Raw genomic sequence first — 16,683 nt, forward strand, 5'->3', positions numbered from 1 at the left:
GATCGCCGCGCTATCTCGGGAAAAACAGGATGATTCACAGCATGACCGGCTACGCCGTCCAGGTTCGCGACCTGGGCCGCGTCGCTCTGCACCTCGAACTGCGGAGCGTAAACTCCCGCTACCTCGATCTCGCCTTCCGCATCAACGATGATCTGCGCCAGGCGGAACCCGCGCTGCGCGAAGCCATCACCGCCAAACTGCGCCGGGGCAAGGTCGAGTGCCGTTTCAACCTGCAGGCGAAGGATAGCGCACCTCGCGATCTGGCGATCAACGACATGCTGTTGGGGCAGCTGAAAACCGCCCAGGCCGCCGTGCTCGCCCAGTTGCCCCAGGCCGCGGCGCTCAGCGTGGGCGAAGTGCTGCGCTGGCCTGGAATGCTGGCCGACGACAGCCCCGCCTTCGATGCCCTGCAGCCGGAAATTGCCAGCCTTGTGGCCGCTGCGCTCGATGAACTCGTCGCCACCCGTGGCCGCGAGGGCGAGCGGCTTGCCGAGATGATCCGCGGCCGTATCCAGCGCATGCGCGAACTGGTCGCCACCGTTCAGCCGCGGGTGCCGGCCCTCGTCGCCGAATACCAGGAAAAACTCGCCACCCGCCTGCGCGACGCGGCCGCCACCCTCGACGACGATCGCATCCGCCTGGAAGTCGGGTTGTTTGCCCAGCGTGTCGATGTGGCCGAGGAGCTGTCGCGCCTGTCCACCCATCTCGACGAGGTGGAGCGCATCCTCAAGGTGGGCGGTGCCGCCGGCAAACGGCTGGATTTCCTGATGCAGGAACTCAACCGGGAGGCCAACACCCTCGGCTCCAAGGCCATGGCTGCCGACATGACTGCCATTGCCGTCGAACTCAAACTCGCCATCGAGCAGATGCGCGAGCAAGTGCAGAACATCGAATAAGGAGGCTCCATGCCCGGCACCCTGTTCATCGTCACTGCGCCTTCGGGCGCCGGCAAGACCACCCTGGTCAGCGGCCTGCTCGACCGCGATCCGATGGTCCGGTTGTCCGTTTCCTACACCACCCGCGCCCCGCGGGAGGGTGAGGTGGATGGCCGGCACTATCATTTCGTCGATGTTTCCACCTTCCGCGCGCTGCGTGACAAGGGGGAATTCCTCGAGTGGGCCGAGGTCCACAACAATTATTACGGTACGTCGAAGGCCTGGCTCGAAGCGCAGACGCGCTCGGGCAAGGACATCCTCCTCGAGATCGACTGGCAGGGCGCGCAGCAGGTGCGCAAGGTGTTTCCGAAGGCGGTGGGCGTGTTCATCATGCCGCCTTCGCTCGAGGAGCTGGAGCGCCGCCTGCGCGGCCGCGGCACCGACAGCGAGGACGTGATCGCCCGCCGGGTGCTGGGCGCCCGTGGCGAGATGCGCCATGTGGCCGAGTTCGACTACGTTATAATCAATGAGGACTTGCCCGCCGCCCTGGAAGATCTGGTGGCTGTGGTGCGAGCATCACGGCTGCGCTACGCCAACCAGGAGGCGCGCAAGCCGGAGTTTTTCCATTATCTGGAACAGGATTGATCCATGGCCCGTATTACCGTTGACGACTGTCTGAAAAGAATCCCCAACCGCTTCCAGCTCACCCTGGCCGCGACCTACCGTGCCCGTCAGCTGACCAATGGCGCCACCCCGCTGGTAGACCTCGACCGCCACGACAAGGACAAGCCCACCGTGGTTGCCCTGCGTGAAATCGCCGCCGGCAAGGTCGGCGCCGAAGTGCTCAACCGCGGTCAGGCCTGAGCGCCCGTCGCAGGAAGAGCCGTGTCATGGAAAACGCCACCCCCGTTTCAGTCAGTGGCGGCAGCGTTTTCCAGCCCCCCGCGTCCAGTGTCGTGCCGCTTGATTTCGGCCGGCTGCGGACGCAGGTGGCTACCTATCTCCGTCCCGAGGACGTAGGCAGGGTCGAGGCCGCCTACCACTTTTCCGCCGATGCCCACCAGGGGCAGATGCGGCAAAGCGGCGAGCCCTACATTTCGCACCCGGTAGCCGTCGCCGAGATTCTCGCCGGCTGGCACCTGGATGCGCAGGCTTTGTGTGCCGCACTCCTCCATGATGTGATGGAGGACACCCACATCACCAAGGCCGAGATCGCCGAACGCTTCGGGCGCATCACGGCAGAGCTGGTCGATGGCGTGTCCAAGCTCGACAAGATCGAGTTCCAGTCCCACGAGGAAGCCCAGGCCGAAAATTTCCGCAAGATGCTGCTGGCCATGGCCAGCGACCTGCGGGTCATCCTGATCAAGCTGGCCGATCGTCTGCACAACATGCGCACGCTCGACCACATGCGCCCCGACAAGCGGCGCCGGATCGCCCGCGAAACCCAGGAAATCCACGCTCCCATCGCCAACCGGCTGGGCCTCAACAGCCTGTACCGCGAGTTGCAGGAACTGGCTTTCAAGCACCGTTACCCGATGCGTTTCCGGGTGCTGTCGCGGGCCATCCTTGCCGCGCGGGGCAACCGCCGCGAGGTGGTCGGCAAGATTCTCGTCGCGATCGAGGAGCGCCTGCCCCAGTGGAACATCGAGGCCGAAGTCCGGGGCCGCGAAAAGCACCTCTACAGCATCTACCGCAAGATGGCCGAGAAGCGTCTGTCCTTCTCGCAGGTGCTCGATATCTACGGTTTTCGCGTCATCGTGCCCGATGTGCAGACCTGCTACCGCGCCCTCGGTGCGCTGCACGGCCTCTACAAGCCGGTGCCGGGCAAGTTCAAGGACTACATCGCGATTCCCAAGGGCAACGGCTACCAGTCGCTGCACACCACGCTGATCGGCCCCTTCGGCACGCCGGTCGAGGTGCAGATCCGCACCTCTGAGATGAACCACGTGGCCGAAAGCGGCGTGGCTTCGCACTGGCTCTACAAGGAAGACGAGAAAACCCTCACCGATCTGCAGCACAAAACTCACAGCTGGCTGCAGTCGCTGCTCGAACTGCAATCCACGTCGGGTGATTCCAGCGAATTCCTCGAGCACGTCAAGGTCGATCTGTTTCCCGGCGAGGTCTATGCCTTTACGCCCAAGGGCAAGATCTTCGCGCTGCCGCGGGGCGCCACGGTGGTCGATTTCTCCTACGCCGTGCATACCGATGTGGGCAACCGCTGCGTGGCCGGACGCATCAACGGCGAGCTCATGCCGCTGCGCACCGAGCTGCACAACGGCGACCAGATCGAGATCATCACCGCCGCCCACGCCAGCCCCAATCCGGCCTGGCTGAGCTATGTGCGCACCGGCAAGGCGCGGGCGCAGATCCGTCATTTCCTCAAGAATGCCCAGCAGGAAGAAGCCTCGACCCTTGGCGAGCGCCTGCTCAACCAGGCCCTGCGGCCCCATGGCCTTACGCTCGGCCAGGTCAGCACCTTCGCGTGGGACCGCTTCCTGAGGGAATTCACGCTGCCCACCCGCAAGGAGCTGATGACCGATATCGGCCTCGGGCGCCGCCTGCCGGCCATCGTTGCGCGGCGGCTGGCCGAAATCCAGGACACGGAATCCGGACGTGCCGACGTGGTCAAGCCCAAGCCCGCCGGCGCCATCCTGATCCGTGGTACCGAAGGCGTAGCCGTCCAGTTGGCGCGCTGCTGCCGGCCGATACCCGGTGATCCGATCGTCGGCATCATCCGCAAGGGCCAGGGCCTCGAAGTGCACATGCATGACTGCCCGCTGGCCCGCAAGCTGCGCAGCGAGCGCGACCGCTGGATCGATGTCGAATGGGAGACGACCACCGATCGCCTGTTCGACGTCAACCTGCGCCTGCTCACGCAAAACGTGCGGGGCGTGCTGGGCAAGGTGGCCAACGCCATCGCCGGCGAGGAATGCAACATTCAGAATGTCAGCACCGACGGTGAGCAGGGCACATATTCAACGCTGTACATCACCGTGCAGGTCACCCACAGGCTGCACCTGGCCAAGGTTATCCGGGGCATGCGCAGCATTCCCGAAGTGGTGCGCATCACCCGCGTCAAGGGTGACCAGAAAGCAAGCTGAGAGACAGCCGGGAAACGCCGGGCTGCCAGAATTTACGCCGCTAAAAAGGGAGAACACAGATGGCAATTTACGAATCCGAGCACACCAAGTTCATGCGCGAATGGATGGCCAAGCATCCTGAAGAGCTCGAAGAGCAGAAAAAAGGCCGCGCCCTCTGGTGGGACAGGCCCCAGACGCAGGAAACCCAGCGCGAGTTTGCCGCCGGCAAGGTGCCGAACAAGGCCTACCCGTACGCCACTGAAAGCTGACACGCGGATTGCTAGCCCCGAAACTCGCCTTTGTCGACGTTGAAACCACCGGCGCCAACCCGGTGGTCGATCGGATCACCGAAATTGCGATCCTGCGGGTCGAAGACGGTGAGCTTGTCGAACGCTGGTCCAGCCTGGTCAATCCGGGCCGGCCGATTCCACCGAATATCCAGTCCCTGGTCGGCATTTCCGACGCGATGGTTGCCGACGCGCCGGCTTTTTCCGAGCTGGCCGACGGCATCCGGGCGCTTTTTGACGATTGCGTTTTCGTCGCCCATAACGCGCGCTTCGATTACGGATTCATCAAGAACGAATTCAGCCGCATCGGCGAGAAATTCGACGCGCCGGTGCTGTGCACCGTCAAGCTCTCGCGGGCGCTGTTTCCGCAGCACCACCGTCACGGGCTTGATGCGCTGATCGAACGCCATGGCCTCGTGTGCACTGCCCGCCACCGCGCGATGGGCGACACCGAGGCGCTCCACCAGTTTGCAGGCCTGATTGCCGGCCAGTTCGAGCGTGACGTGCTCGAGACCGCCATCGTCAAGGCCATGAAGGCGCCAAGCCGCCCGGCCGGCCTGCCTGAAGGCGTGCTCGAAGGTCTGCCGGAAGGGCCGGGCGTCTATCTGTTCTACGGCGAGAATGATCTGCCGATCTACATCGGCAAGAGCGTCAGCCTGCGTTCGCGCGTGATGGGCCATTTTGCGTCCGATCACCGCAGCGGCAAGGAGGCCAAGCTGGCCCAGCAGGTGCGCCGCGTCGAGTGGCAGCAGACTGCCGGCGAGCTTGGCGCACTGTTGCTGGAAGCGCGCCTCGTCAAGGAGAAAAAGCCCACCGAGAACCGCCAGTTGCGCGAAACCGACGCTGTTTTCGGGCTGCGCTACGACCCGGCCAGGAAGCGTGGCCCGGTGCTTGTCCGAGAGTTGCTCAACGGCAGTGATCCGGGTAGCTGGGAGGTCGTCTACGGTTCCTTTCGCACCAAAAAGGAGGCCGACAACGCCCTGCGCGAACTGGCTATTCTCTACAAGCTGTGCCCGCGCCGCATCGGCATCGAGCCGTGGGGTGATGGCGCGTGCCTGGCCCACCAGATGAAGCGCTGCGCCGGCGTGTGTGCCGGCAAGGAAGATCACGCCGCCCACGACGAGCGTTTGCTGAAGGTGCTCGAAAGCCTGCGCATCCGCCGCTGGCCGTGGGCCGGCCCGGTGGCGATCCGCGAACATCACGCCGAGAGCGGCCGCAGCGCGGTGCATCTGGTGGATCGCTGGTGCCTGCTGGGCAGCGTGACGGACGAGTCCGAACTGGCTGGCCTGCTCGAGGCGCCGCCTGCCCGGGTTTTCGAGCTGGACACCTACCGGATCCTGTTGCGCTGGCTCGATACGCCGGCCGGACGCAGCGTCGTTACGCCGCTGTAGATTTTTTGGGCGGGCTGCTGCCCGAAGGATAAAAGCCGATTGTTGCTTGATGTGCAACGATCGGCTTTTTGTTTGGCAGGGTTTGGATCGGCAGTTACATCGCCGCCCGGCGCCGTTCGCGCCAGCCTTCCAGCAGCGAATACACCGCCGGCACCACCACCAGCGTCAGCAGGGTCGAGCTGACCATGCCGCCGATCACCGCGATGGCCAGCGGCTGGTTGGTTTCGTTGCCGGCGCCAAGGCCGGCCGCTGCCGGGGCAAGGGCCAGAATCACCGTCATCGAGGTCATCAGCACCGGGCGCATCCGGATCGGGCAGGCGTTGCGCAGCGCCGCGTCCACCCGGAGGCCTTCGGCGCGGCGCTGGTTGGTGAGGTCGACCAGCAGGATGGAGTTTTTCGCCACCAGGCCGATCAAGAGCACGAGGCCGATCATTGAGTAGATGTTGAGGGTCTGCCCGGTGAGCCACAGGGCCGCCACGCCGCCGACGATCGCCAGCGGCTGGGCCAGCATGACGATGGCGGGTTGCAGGAAGCTGTTGAACTGGCTGGCCAGCACCATGTAGAGCAGGGTCATGGCCAGCGCGAAGGTGAAGGTCATGTACTTCTGCGTCTTGCCGAACTCCTCGGCCTGGCCGATCAGCTTGACCTGGTAGCCGGTGGGCAGCATTTCGGCGGCGGTCTGTTTGACGATCTCGACCGCCTCGCCCAGCGGCATTGTCGGGGAGGCGAAATACGTGGCGGCGTACTGCAGGTCGAAGCGCCCGACGATGGCCGGGCCGAGCGCTTCGCGGAAAGTCGCCACGCTGTCGAGGCGCACCAGCTCGCCGCTCTTGTTGCGCAGGAAGATCTTCGACAGGTCGGCCGGCTGGGTGAAGGTGCCTTCCTTCGCCTTGACGCGGATGTCGTAGCGCTGGCCGTCGCCAGGCTCGTCGTTGTATTTGGCGATATCGACGCCACCGGTCAGCATGTTGATGGCCAGCGCCACGTCCTGGGTGGACAAGGCCGCATCGGCGATGCGCAGGCGGTCGGGGGCGAAGATCAGCTGGGGCAGGTCGAGCTGCAGGTCGGTGTCGATGCGGCCGAGGCCGCTGACGGTGGCGAGCTTGCGCTGCAGCGCAACGGCGTGGCGACCGAGTTCCTGCAGGTTTTCGCCGGTGAGCACGAACTGCAGTGGCTCGCCGCGCTGGCCCTGGACCATCGGGTAGGGCGCGGCAAAAACCCGCGCGCCGGCAATCTGGGCAAACTCCTTGCGGAGCAGCGCGATGATGTCCTGCTGCTTGACGGTGCGCTCTTCCCGCGGCGCCATGCGTACCACCACGGTGCCCTGGTTTACCTGCCCGGCGGCACCGAGGCCGATCAGGACGAATTCGGAGCGGACTTCCGGATGGCGGTCGAGAATGGCCTCGACCTCGCGCAGCCGTGCGTCGGTGTAGTCGATGCTGGAGCCGAGCGGCGTGCGCACCGACACCAGGAAGCGGCCTTCATCCTGTTCCGGGGAGAAGGCCTTGCCGACGTTGGCGAAGAAGAAGGCGCTCGACGCGACGACTGCGACGGTTGCCAGCAGCACCCACAGGCGGTGGGTGAGCGCGCCTTCGAGCAGGCGCACGTAAAGTGCGTCCATGCCCTCGAACAGGCGGTCGAAGGCCCGGTAGATGGGGCCGTGCTGCTTTTCGACCTTGAGGTAACGGGCGCACAGCATGGGCGTGAGGGTCAGCGAGACGAACAGCGACACCACCACGCCAAAGGTCACCACCAGCGCGAAGCTGCGGAAGAACTGTCCGATGATTCCCGAGATGAAGGCCACCGGCGCAAAGATGCAGACCAGCGACAGGGTGGCCGCCATGACCGCGAAAACCACTTCGTTGCTGCCGTTGATGGCGGCGGAAACCGGGTCGGGGTCGAGTTCTTCCCGGTGGCGGAAGATGTTTTCGAGCACCACGATGGCGTCGTCCACCACCACGCCGATGAGCAGCAAAAGGGCCAGCAAGGTGAGCGAATTGAGCGTGAAGCCGGCGAAGTAGATCACCGCGATGGCGCCCATCAGCGACACCGGGATGGCCAGCGAGATGATCAGCGTGGAGCGCACCGAGCGCAGGAAGAACCACACCACCAGCGCGGCAAGCAAAGTGCCCTCGATCAGGTGCTCCTTGAGGGAGTCGACGATTTCGAGGATGAACACCGCATCGTTGGACACCACCGACAGGCTCATGCCGGGCGGCAGCGCCGGGCGCAGTTCGTTGTCCACGCGGGCCAGGATGCGTTCGGTGATGGCCACCGTGTTGGCGTTGGCGATCTTGACGAGGCCCAGGCCTACTGTGGTTCTGCCGTTGAAGCGGGCCAGCTGGCGGTTGTCGGTGAGACCGTCCTCGATCTCGGCCACGTCGCTGAGACGCACCGGGGATTTTTCGCGGAAGGCCACGATGAGGCCGCGCAGATCATCGACCTGGTGGAATTCGAGATCCAGCTTGACCAGGCTTTCGGTCGTCTGGCCGACCACGAAGCCGCCGGCGAGCTGGACGTGTTCCTTGGCGAAGGCGTCGGAGATGTCCTGGGCGGTGATCTTGTGGGCCGCCATGCGGTCGGGCAGCAGATTGACCCGGATGGTGCGGTCGCGGCGCCCGCCGAGGCGCACCTCGCCGACGCCGTCGATGGTTTCGAGGCGCTTCTTGAGGACGTTGATGGCGTACTGGTTGAGCTGCTGCTGGGTGCGGTCGCCCTGCAGGGCCAGCCACATGATGGGCTGGGCGTTGGTTTCGACCTTTGCGACGACCGGCGGGTCCACGTCCTTGGGCAGGCGGCGGAGGACCTGGTTGACCTTGGACTGGATCTCGTTGAAGGCCACGTCCACCTTCTTCTCTAGAGAGAAGGTGATGTTCACCGTCGAGACGCCCGGTGACGAGCTGGACTGCACGTGCTCGATGCCCGGCACGCTGTTGACGGCCGATTCGATGACGTTGGTGATGCTCGAATCGACGATGTCGGGGTTGGCGCCCTTCAGCGTGGTGGTGATCGAGATGACCGGAAATTCGATCTGGGGAAAGCGGTCCATGCCGACCCGCTGGTAGCCGATGACGCCGACCAGCACCAGCACGGCGCTCATCATCCACGCCAGAACGTGGCGCTTGATGGAAAGTTCGGGCAGCGTCATGGCTTGGCGGCAGCCGGGATGGCGCGTGCAGCAGGCTGGGCGGGCTTGACATTGACGGCGGCGCCGTCGGTGAGGAACCCGGCACCGTCTTCGGCCACGATTTCACCGGCCGCGAGGCCCTTGACGATCTCGATGCGGCCGCCTTGCTTGACGCCGGCCTCGACAATCCGCTGGCTGGCCTTGCCGTCGGCGATGACATAAACCACCTTGCCGGCGGGGCGCAGCACGACGCTTTGTTCGGCCACCACCACGGCGGCCGACTTGCTGCCGGTGACGATGGAGGCATTGACGGTGCCGCCCGAGAGCAGGCTGCCGTCGTTGTCGACGCGCACCAGCACGTCGAGGGCGCGGCTGGCTTCATTGACGGTCGGCTTCACGTCCTCGACGTGACCGGTGATGACTTTGCCGGGCAGGTGCGGCAGGCCGAGGCGTACGGTCTGGCCGGCACGGATGCGGGCGGCGGCGGATTCGGGGAAGGGCAGGTGGGCGCGCAGCACGCGGTTGGAAACCAGGCGGAACAGCGGATCGCCGACCTTGACGTAGTCGCCTGGCGAGACGATCTGGGTTTCGATGATGCCATCCACCGGCGCGACCACCTTGGTGCGGCCGAGGTTGTTGCGGGTGGCGCCGCTACGGGCCCTGGCGGTGGCCAGCTGGGCCCGCAAGGCGTTGCGCTGGGCGAGGCTGTCGTCGGCACCGTTTTGCGAGATGAAGCCCTTGGCGACGAGGTTTTGCTGGCGTTCGGCGAAGCGTTCGGCCTGGCTGGACAGGGCCTCGAGGCGGCTGATTTCGGCGGCGTCGGACTGGCCCTGGATCTGGAAATCGCTGGCATCCAGCTCGGCCAGGAGCTGGCCCTTCTTGACGCGATCGCCGCTGTGGGCCGAGACGGCGATGACGCGACCGGCCACTTCGGCACCGATCTTCGGGTCGATCAGCGCTTCGAGGCTGCCGAGGGTGTCCTCGGTGACATCCAGTGCAAGAACCGATGCTTTGGCGGTGGTGATCAGCGTGGCCGGCGGGCCGCCAGGCTTGGTGGCGGAGTTGTCGGGCTTGTTGTTGCAGCCGGCGAGCCCGAAGGCGATGAGCAGTGAAGCGCAGGTGGCGAAACGCATGGTCGAGGCCTTCGGGCTGGCGGCGGAGCAGGAGTTACGGAAGCGGGCGTTCGCCCTTCAGCAGGTGTTCGAGGGTTTCGCGGTCGCGAATGACGTGAACGGTGTCGCCATCCACCAGCACCTCGGCGGCGCGCGGGCGGGTGTTGTAGTTGGAGCTCATCGTCATGCCGTAGGCGCCGGCCGAAAGAATCGCCAACAGATCGCCGGTTTCAACCGACAGATCGCGGTCGTGGCCGAGGAAGTCGCCGCTCTCGCAGATCGGGCCGACCACCTCGTAGCGGGTGGCGGGCACCGCGCGCGGAGCCACTGCGACGATCTCGTGGTAGGCATCGTACAGCGCCGGGCGGGCCAGGTCGTTCATGGCGGCGTCGATGATCGCGAAGCTTTTTTCAACGCCGGGCTTGAGGTATTCGATGCGCGTGAGCAGCAGACCGGCGTTGCCGACCAGCGAGCGGCCCGGCTCGAAGCACAGTGCTTCGTCGCGGCCGGCGAAACGTTCGAGCAGCGGCTTGAGGTATTCGGTGGGCGTGGGAGGTTCTTCGTCGCGGTAGCGAATGCCGAGACCGCCCCCCAGGTCGATGTGGTCGAGCGTGATCCCTTCGCGGGCGAGCTGGTCCACAAGGCCGAGGATCTTGTCGGCGGCTTCGGCCATGGGCGCCGGATCGAGCAACTGGGAGCCGATGTGACAGTCGATGCCGCTGATCTCGATGTTCGGAAGCGTGGCGGCCTTGCGGTACAGGTCGAGCGCCTCGGTGAAGGCGACGCCGAACTTGTTGCTGCGCAGGCCCGTGGAAATGTAGGGGTGGGTGTTCGGGTTGACGTCCGGGTTGACCCGGAAGGCGATCGGCGCGCGCTTGCCCATGCTGCCGGCCACTTCGTTAAGGCGGTCGAGTTCGGCGGCGGATTCGACGTTGAAGCAGCCAATGCCGGATTCCAGCGCGTAGCGCATTTCGTCGGCGCTCTTGCCGACACCCGAGAAGATCACCTTGCCGGCGTCGCCGCCAGCGGCCAGCACGCGGGCCAGTTCGCCGCGGGAGACGATGTCAAAGCCGGCGCCGAGCTTGGCGAAAACTGACAGGATGCCGAGGCTGGAGTTAGCCTTCACCGCGTAGCAGACGAGCGACTTGCGCAGGCCGAGCGCGCGCTGGTAGGCCTCGTAGGCCTGGGTGAGTGCGGCGCGCGAGTAAACGTAGGTGGGGGTGCCGAAGCGTTCGGCGATGTCGGCGAGGGCGACCCCTTCGAGGGTCAGGCCGGCGGGGCCGGCTTTGAGCGTCGGTACGGGCAGGGCGGTCGTCATTGGGCGGAATCCTGAGGGACGGGTTTGTTATGATCGGCGCCCGGTGTCCGGGTGGGCGCCGGGACGGGTGTCGGCTGGGGAGCGGGTCGGGCTGCCGGTTTGGGTGGCTGCGCGATGTAGAGCGGCCCCTTGATGCCGCAGCCGCCCAGCACAATCAGGCCGCATGCCGCGGCGGCAATGGCGATGGTTCGCATGAGTTCCGCGCAAAAGCGGGAATGTTAACAGATCAAGGGGTAAGGCGATGGATGAAGCGGATTTCAATGCATTGGCGGATGCCGAACTGGAGCGCCTGGAAAACCTGCTGGAGCAATGCGGGGCCGATTTTGACTACGAGGTGAAGCCTGGCGGCGTGCTGGAGCTGGAGTTCGACAACGGCACCAAGATCATCGTCAACCGCCACACGGCCGCCCGAGAGATCTGGCTGGCGGCCAAGTCTGGCGGCTTTCATTTCCGTCCGGTGAGCGGGCGCTGGCTTGGCACGCGGGACGGGGCCGATTTTTATGTTGTGCTGTCTCGCTGCATGTCCGAGCAGTCGGGAGAGTCGGTCAGCCTGAAGGACTGACTGCCTGCAGGAAACGCGCAGTGCTTCCCGGTCTGGCGATTCGGGGGCGCACTGCGCGTTGCCGCCGGTGGCTACTGGGGCGAAGTCGGTATTGCCGCAGCCGCCGGCGGAGCCGGTGCAGGGGCTTCGTCCGCCGGGGTGGTGCTGGCGGGCTCGTTGGGGGCTTCAGGTGGCACCGCCGGGAGATTTTCCTGGTAGATCATTTCCTCGGTGGTGGCACCGGCCGGCTGGACGCGGATCAGGCCCGGCGGTGCGGTCGGATAGGTTTCGGGGACGCCGTCCAGGGCCTTGCGCATGTAGTTGATCCACATGGGTAGTGCCGCTGCGCCGCCGGTTTCGCCGCTGCCGAGCTTCTTCGGCTGGTCGAACCCGATCCACGCCACCGCAACCACGGTGGGCTGGTAGCCGCAGAACCAGGCGTCCACGTATTCGTTGGTGGTGCCGGTCTTGCCTGCAAGGTCGCCACGCTTGAGCACGAGGGCCTTGGTGGCCGTGCCGCGGCGGACCACGTCCTTCATGACCGAATCCATCAGGTAGGCGTTGCGCTCGTCGATGGCGCGCTCGGCTGTTTCGCCGGCAACCGGCGGGTCGACGCGGGCCAGCACGTTGCCGGCCTCGTCGCGGATTTCCTTCACCAGGTAAGGCTCGATGCGATAGCCGCCGTTGGCAAATACCGAGTAGCCACGGAGCATTTGCCACGGGGTGACCGAGCCGGCGCCGAGTGCCATGGTCAGGTAGGGCGGATGGCGCTCGGCATCGAAGCCGAACTTGGTGATGTAGTCCTGTGCGTAGCGCGTGCCGACCGACTTGAGCAGGCGGATCGAAACCATGTTCTTGGAGCGGGCGAGGGCCGTACGGATGGAAATCGGGCCGTCGTACTTGCCGTCGTAGTTCCTTGGTTCCCAGGCCTGGCTGCCGGTTTCTCCGGCGGGGAAGGACAGGGGGGAATCATCCACCACGCTGTTCGGGCCATAGCCTTTTTCAAAGGCGGCCGAATAGATGAACGGCTTGAAGCTGGAGCCCGGCTGCCGCCAGGCCTGGGTTACGTGGTTGAACTTGTTGCGGTTGAAGTCGAAGCCGCCGGCCAGCGCGCGGATGGCGCCCGTGCGTGGGTCTGCTGCGGCGAGGGCGCCTTCGACTTCGGGCAACTGGCTGATTTCCCAGTGGCTGTTTTCAGTGCGCGTGATGCGGATCACGGCGCCGGGGCGGATACGCTTGTTGGCGGGGGCCTTGTCGCCGACCATGCTGGATGCAAAACGCAGGCCGTCGCCGCTGATTTTTATTGTCTCGCCATAACGGTAGGCCGTGACCGAGCCGCCGCCGGCCTTGGTGACGATGGCGGCCAGAAGATCGTCGTAGTCCGGGGTTTCGGCGAGGATCTCGTCCATCGATTCGGTTTGTTCGGTGTTCATGCGGGCCGGGTCCACGTAGCTCTCGGCGCCGCGGTAGCCATGGCGGCGGTCGTAGTCCATGATCCCGCGCCGCAGGGCCCGGTAGGCGGCGTCCTGTTCGGCCTTGACGATCGTGGTGATGACCTTGATGCCGCGCGTGTAGGCCTCTTCCCTATATTGCTCGAAGGCGATCTGACGTGCCATTTCAGCGACGTAATCGGCGCTGCCGCCAAAGTCGGAGGTGCCGCTGACAACCTTCAGCGGAGCGTCGATGGCGGCTTGCTGTTCGGCGGCCGAGATGAAGCCGAGTTCGGCCATGCGGCGCAGCACGTATTGCTGGCGCTGGGTGGCGCGTTTCGGGTTGACCACCGGGTTGTAGGCGGAAGGTGCCTTGGGCAGGCCGGCCAGCATGGCGGCCTCGGGAATGTTCAGATCCTTGATCGACTTGCCGAAGTAGGTCTGGGATGCAACGGCGAAACCGTAGGCGCGCCGGCCGAGGAATATCTGGTTGATGTAGACCTCGAGAATCTGGTCCTTGCTGAGGTTTTGCTCGATCTTGAAGGCCAGAAGGATTTCGTAGAGCTTGCGGGAAATGGTTTTCTCGCGGGTCAGGAAGAAGTTACGTGCCACCTGCATCGTGATCGTCGAGGCGCCCTGGCGTTTGCCGCCGGTGGCCAGGTTAGCGCTTGCCGCACGGAGGATGCCGAGGAAGTCGACGCCCGAGTGCTGGTAGAAGCGATCGTCCTCGGCCGCCAGGATCGCGTGCTTGAGCACCGGCGGAACGTCCTGGATGCGGATGAAGGCCCGGCGCTCTTCGCCGTACTCCCCGATAAGGGCGCCGTCCGCGGTGTAAACGCGCAGCGGGATCTTCGGGTGGTAGTCGGTCAGCGCCTCCAGCGACGGTAGCGTCGGCCACGCAAAGGCGACGGCGAGAGCGAGAATCGCGGCGCCGATGGCGATCAGGCCGAGGAGAATGGCAAGGGGATAGAGTACCCAGCGCATGGCAGGAGCGGGAAGCATAGTAAAGTGCGGCATTATACGAGGACGCCCCGTTTGGCGCCCGGAATGCGAAACCGTGTTTTGCAGGCGCTTGCTTTACACCTGTCATGGTTGTTGTTAGGATTTCATGTAGATTGTTGTTATTGCGCCTAACATAAAGAATTTTCAGGATTTTTTGTGATCGACCTATCCTTTTTCAGCCCTAGGGCGCGTCCTTTGATCGGCGTCGACATCTCGTCGTCGTCGGTCAAAATGGTCGAGTTGTCCGCCGTTTCCGGAGGGGGATATCGGGTCGAGCGTTACGCGGTCGAAGCGCTGCCCCGCGAGGCCGTGACGGACGGCAACATCGCCAACCTCGAAGCGGTCGCCGAAGCGATCCGGCGCGGCTGGCGCAGGCTCAACACCAGCACCCGCTTCGTCGCGCTGGCTCTGCCGGCCTCGGCGGTGATCACCAAGAAGATCATCCTGCCCGCCGGTTTGCGTGATCAGGAACTGGAAGTCCAGGTCGAATCCGAAGCCAACCAGTACATTCCCTTTGCTCTCGACGAGGTGAACCTCGATTTCCAGGTCATCGGCCCGGCTGCTTCGGGTACCGACGAAGACGAGGTGCTGATCGCCGCGTCACGCAAGGAAAAGGTTGAAGACCGGGTTGCCGCGGCGGAAGCGGCGGGACTCAAGGCGCTGGTCATGGACGTCGAATCCTACGCCGCACTCTCCGCCTTCGAACTCGTTCAGGCTCAACTGCCCGGCCATGGCGAGGACAAGATCATTGCCCTCGTCGATGCCGGCGCCAACGTGATGAACGTCTCGGTGCTGCGTAACGGCGTGCAGGTTTATGCTCGTGAGCAGGCCTTTGGCGGGTTTCTGCTCACCCAGGACATCATGCGGCATTTCGGCATGTCCCTCGAAGAAGCCGAGGGCGCAAAGCGCACCGGTTCCCTGCCGGAAAGCTATGAAGCGGATCTGCTGCGCCCCTTCATGGATGCGCTGGCGCTGGAGGTGTCGCGGGCGCTGCAGTTCTTCTTCACCTCGACCCAGTTCAACCAGGTGGATCACATCGTGCTCGCTGGCGGTTGTGCCGTGATTCCCGGCCTTGCCGAGACGGTTGCCGGCCGCACCCAGGTCGAGACCCAGGTCGCCAACCCGTTCGCGAACATGAGCCTGAGTTCAAAAATCCGTCCGAAAAATCTGGCTGCGGATGCGCCGGCCCTGTTGGTGGCTTGCGGACTGGCGCTGCGGAGGTTCGATTCGTGATTCGCATCAACCTGCTCCCTCACCGGGAGGAAAAGCGCAAAACCAGGCGCCAGCAGTTCGCTCTGTTTGCTGCAGTTGTGGCGCTTGCCGGGCTGGCGGTCTGGTTTGTCGGGCACACGATCATCGCCGGCTATGTGGATGGTCAGGAGGAGAAAAACGCCTTCCTGAAACAGGCTATCGCGGTGCTCGACAAGGAAATCTCCGAAATCAAGGGCCTGCGTGAGCAGGCAGAAGCCCTGTTGTCGCGCAAGCAGGTCATCGAGTCGCTTCAGACCAACCGTACCGAAACCGTGCAGGTTTTCAACGAGCTGGCAAAACAGATGCCGGAAGGCGTTTATCTCAAGGCGCTCAAGCAGTCCGGCTCGAAGATCAATTTGACTGGCTACGCCCAGTCGAATGCCAGGGTGTCCAATCTGATGCGCAATCTCGAGGCATCTCCTTATCTCGAGCGTGCCGACCTGGTCGAAGTCAAGGCCGCAACGCTCAACAACCGGCGGGTCAGTGAGTTCAACCTTAATGTAGCCATTGAGCGTCCGAAGACTGAAGATGCCGACAAAGGCAAGGGAAAACTTCCCGTGAGTGCAGGGGGTAAACCGTAATGGGTTTCAAGGAGTCGATCGAGAATCTTCGAAGCCTGGATGCGCAAACCCTGCTGCGTGACTTCAGGGGGCTGGATCCCAACGATCCCGGACAATGGCCGTTGCTGCCCCGAGTGGCTGCTCTGGTGGGGGTTTTCCTGCTGATTGTGGTGGGCGGATGGTGGTTCGACTGGAGCGATCAACTGACCCAACTCGATACCAAGCAGCAGGAAGAACTCACCCTCAAGGATGACTGGGTCGCCAAGAAACGCCAGGCGGTCAATCTGCCGGAATACAAGCGTCAGCTCAGCGAGATTGACCGCCAGTTCGGCGCTCTGCTTAAACAGTTGCCTAATCGTTCAGAGATCGAGTCGCTGCTTGCCGACATCAACCAGGCTGGCCTGGGGCGTGGCCTGCAGTTTGAATTGTTCAAGCCGGGTTCGGAAGCCATGAAGGATTTCTATGCCGAGTTGCCGATTGCTGTGCGTGTTACCGGTGGCTACCACGATCTCGGTGAATTCGTCGGCGATGTCGCACAGATGCCCCGAATTGTGACGCTGAATGACATCGCAATCGAGGCGCAGAAGGACGGTGGTCTCAAGTTTGACGCGACAGCGGTGACTTACCGCTATCTGGACGACGATGAGGTGGCCAAGCTGCGCAAGGAAAAGGCCAAGGAAAAGGCCGGCAAGTGAGGGCGGGCAAGTGA

The 16,683-nt window shown here is 64.2% G+C and carries 14 protein-coding genes; 10 read left to right on the forward strand and 4 right to left on the reverse strand.

Going from position 1 to position 16,683, the window contains the following annotated elements:
• The first annotated feature begins 29 nt into the window (after window positions 1-29).
• The 6 genes from Q1W26_RS06140 to Q1W26_RS06165 are packed head-to-tail and all read left to right on the forward strand — an operon-like array spanning window position 30 to window position 5,633.
• Window positions 30-896: a YicC/YloC family endoribonuclease gene (locus tag Q1W26_RS06140; RefSeq protein ID WP_300437238.1), complete on the forward strand. Its 867-nt coding sequence runs from the start codon at window positions 30-32 to the stop codon at window positions 894-896.
• A gap of 9 nt (window positions 897-905) precedes the next feature.
• Window positions 906-1,520: a guanylate kinase gene (gene gmk, locus Q1W26_RS06145; protein ID WP_300437241.1), complete on the forward strand. Its 615-nt coding sequence runs from the start codon at window positions 906-908 to the stop codon at window positions 1,518-1,520.
• A 3-nt stretch (window positions 1,521-1,523) separates the two neighbouring features.
• A complete protein-coding gene (gene rpoZ, locus Q1W26_RS06150; RefSeq protein ID WP_300437243.1) occupies window positions 1,524-1,739 on the forward strand; it encodes a DNA-directed RNA polymerase subunit omega in 216 nt (71 codons plus the stop codon).
• A 26-nt stretch (window positions 1,740-1,765) separates the two neighbouring features.
• Window positions 1,766-3,976 carry a bifunctional (p)ppGpp synthetase/guanosine-3',5'-bis(diphosphate) 3'-pyrophosphohydrolase gene (locus Q1W26_RS06155; protein ID WP_300437245.1) on the forward strand — a complete coding sequence of 737 codons (2,211 nt, stop codon included), beginning with the start codon at window positions 1,766-1,768 and terminating at the stop codon, window positions 3,974-3,976.
• Window positions 3,977-4,035: 59 nt separating this feature from the next.
• Entirely contained in the window at window positions 4,036-4,224 is a 189-nt protein-coding gene (locus Q1W26_RS06160; protein WP_300437247.1) for a DUF3460 family protein, read from the forward strand.
• Window positions 4,225-4,232: 8 nt separating this feature from the next.
• Window positions 4,233-5,633 (forward strand): exonuclease domain-containing protein, encoded by a 1,401-nt coding sequence (locus Q1W26_RS06165; protein WP_300437250.1) that lies wholly within the window; start codon window positions 4,233-4,235, stop codon window positions 5,631-5,633.
• Window positions 5,634-5,727: 94 nt separating this feature from the next.
• Here Q1W26_RS06165 and Q1W26_RS06170 read toward each other — a convergent pair whose 3' ends face one another.
• Genes Q1W26_RS06170 through lysA form a run of 3 tightly spaced genes read right to left on the reverse strand, consistent with a single transcriptional unit; the run spans window position 5,728 to window position 11,190 of the window.
• On the reverse strand, window positions 5,728-8,781 hold the full coding sequence (locus Q1W26_RS06170; RefSeq protein WP_300437253.1) for an efflux RND transporter permease subunit: 3,054 nt from the start codon (window positions 8,779-8,781) through the stop codon (window positions 5,728-5,730).
• Complete coding sequence (locus Q1W26_RS06175) at window positions 8,778-9,893, reverse strand: efflux RND transporter periplasmic adaptor subunit (protein ID WP_300437256.1); 1,116 nt, start codon at window positions 9,891-9,893, stop codon at window positions 8,778-8,780. The genes Q1W26_RS06170 and Q1W26_RS06175 overlap by 4 nt, the downstream gene beginning before the upstream one ends.
• 34 nt (window positions 9,894-9,927) lie before the next feature.
• Complete coding sequence (gene lysA / locus Q1W26_RS06180; protein ID WP_300437259.1) at window positions 9,928-11,190, reverse strand: diaminopimelate decarboxylase; 1,263 nt, start codon at window positions 11,188-11,190, stop codon at window positions 9,928-9,930.
• A 241-nt stretch (window positions 11,191-11,431) separates the two neighbouring features.
• Between lysA and cyaY the strand changes: the two genes are divergently transcribed.
• Window positions 11,432-11,752 (forward strand): iron donor protein CyaY, encoded by a 321-nt coding sequence (gene cyaY / locus Q1W26_RS06185; protein WP_300437261.1) that lies wholly within the window; start codon window positions 11,432-11,434, stop codon window positions 11,750-11,752.
• 71 nt (window positions 11,753-11,823) lie between these two features.
• Here the strand turns inward: cyaY and Q1W26_RS06190 are convergent, their stop codons facing one another.
• Window positions 11,824-14,145, reverse strand: a complete 2,322-nt coding sequence (locus Q1W26_RS06190; protein ID WP_300437309.1) for a penicillin-binding protein 1A — start codon at window positions 14,143-14,145, stop codon at window positions 11,824-11,826.
• Between the two features lie 174 nt (window positions 14,146-14,319).
• Here Q1W26_RS06190 and Q1W26_RS06195 point away from each other — a divergent pair, with 174 nt between their 5' ends.
• The 3 genes from Q1W26_RS06195 to Q1W26_RS06205 are packed head-to-tail and all read left to right on the forward strand — an operon-like array spanning window position 14,320 to window position 16,669.
• Window positions 14,320-15,396 (forward strand): pilus assembly protein PilM, encoded by a 1,077-nt coding sequence (locus tag Q1W26_RS06195; protein WP_300437264.1) that lies wholly within the window; start codon window positions 14,320-14,322, stop codon window positions 15,394-15,396.
• Window positions 15,393-15,995, forward strand: coding sequence for a PilN domain-containing protein (locus tag Q1W26_RS06200; protein ID WP_300437266.1), 603 nt, complete (start codon window positions 15,393-15,395; stop codon window positions 15,993-15,995). The genes Q1W26_RS06195 and Q1W26_RS06200 overlap by 4 nt, the downstream gene beginning before the upstream one ends.
• Window positions 15,995-16,669: a type 4a pilus biogenesis protein PilO gene (locus tag Q1W26_RS06205; protein WP_300437268.1), complete on the forward strand. Its 675-nt coding sequence runs from the start codon at window positions 15,995-15,997 to the stop codon at window positions 16,667-16,669. Before Q1W26_RS06200 ends, Q1W26_RS06205 begins: the two co-directional genes overlap by 1 nt.
• Window positions 16,670-16,683 lie beyond the last annotated feature (14 nt).

This window comes from Zoogloea sp., from assembly GCF_030157465.1.
GTDB lineage: Bacteria > Pseudomonadota > Gammaproteobacteria > Burkholderiales > Rhodocyclaceae > Zoogloea.

Coding starts and splice junctions, on each gene's coding strand:
- Q1W26_RS06140 (WP_300437238.1), top strand. CDS start 30: ATGATTCACAGCATGACCGGCTACGCCGTCCAGGTTCGCGACCTGGGC.
- gmk (WP_300437241.1), top strand. CDS start 906: ATGCCCGGCACCCTGTTCATCGTCACTGCGCCTTCGGGCGCCGGCAAG.
- rpoZ (WP_300437243.1), top strand. CDS start 1,524: ATGGCCCGTATTACCGTTGACGACTGTCTGAAAAGAATCCCCAACCGC.
- Q1W26_RS06155 (WP_300437245.1), top strand. CDS start 1,766: ATGGAAAACGCCACCCCCGTTTCAGTCAGTGGCGGCAGCGTTTTCCAG.
- Q1W26_RS06160 (WP_300437247.1), top strand. CDS start 4,036: ATGGCAATTTACGAATCCGAGCACACCAAGTTCATGCGCGAATGGATG.
- Q1W26_RS06170 (WP_300437253.1), bottom strand. CDS start 8,781: ATGACGCTGCCCGAACTTTCCATCAAGCGCCACGTTCTGGCGTGGATG.
- Q1W26_RS06175 (WP_300437256.1), bottom strand. CDS start 9,893: ATGCGTTTCGCCACCTGCGCTTCACTGCTCATCGCCTTCGGGCTCGCC.
- lysA (WP_300437259.1), bottom strand. CDS start 11,190: ATGACGACCGCCCTGCCCGTACCGACGCTCAAAGCCGGCCCCGCCGGC.
- cyaY (WP_300437261.1), top strand. CDS start 11,432: ATGGATGAAGCGGATTTCAATGCATTGGCGGATGCCGAACTGGAGCGC.
- Q1W26_RS06190 (WP_300437309.1), bottom strand. CDS start 14,145: ATGCGCTGGGTACTCTATCCCCTTGCCATTCTCCTCGGCCTGATCGCC.
- Q1W26_RS06205 (WP_300437268.1), top strand. CDS start 15,995: ATGGGTTTCAAGGAGTCGATCGAGAATCTTCGAAGCCTGGATGCGCAA.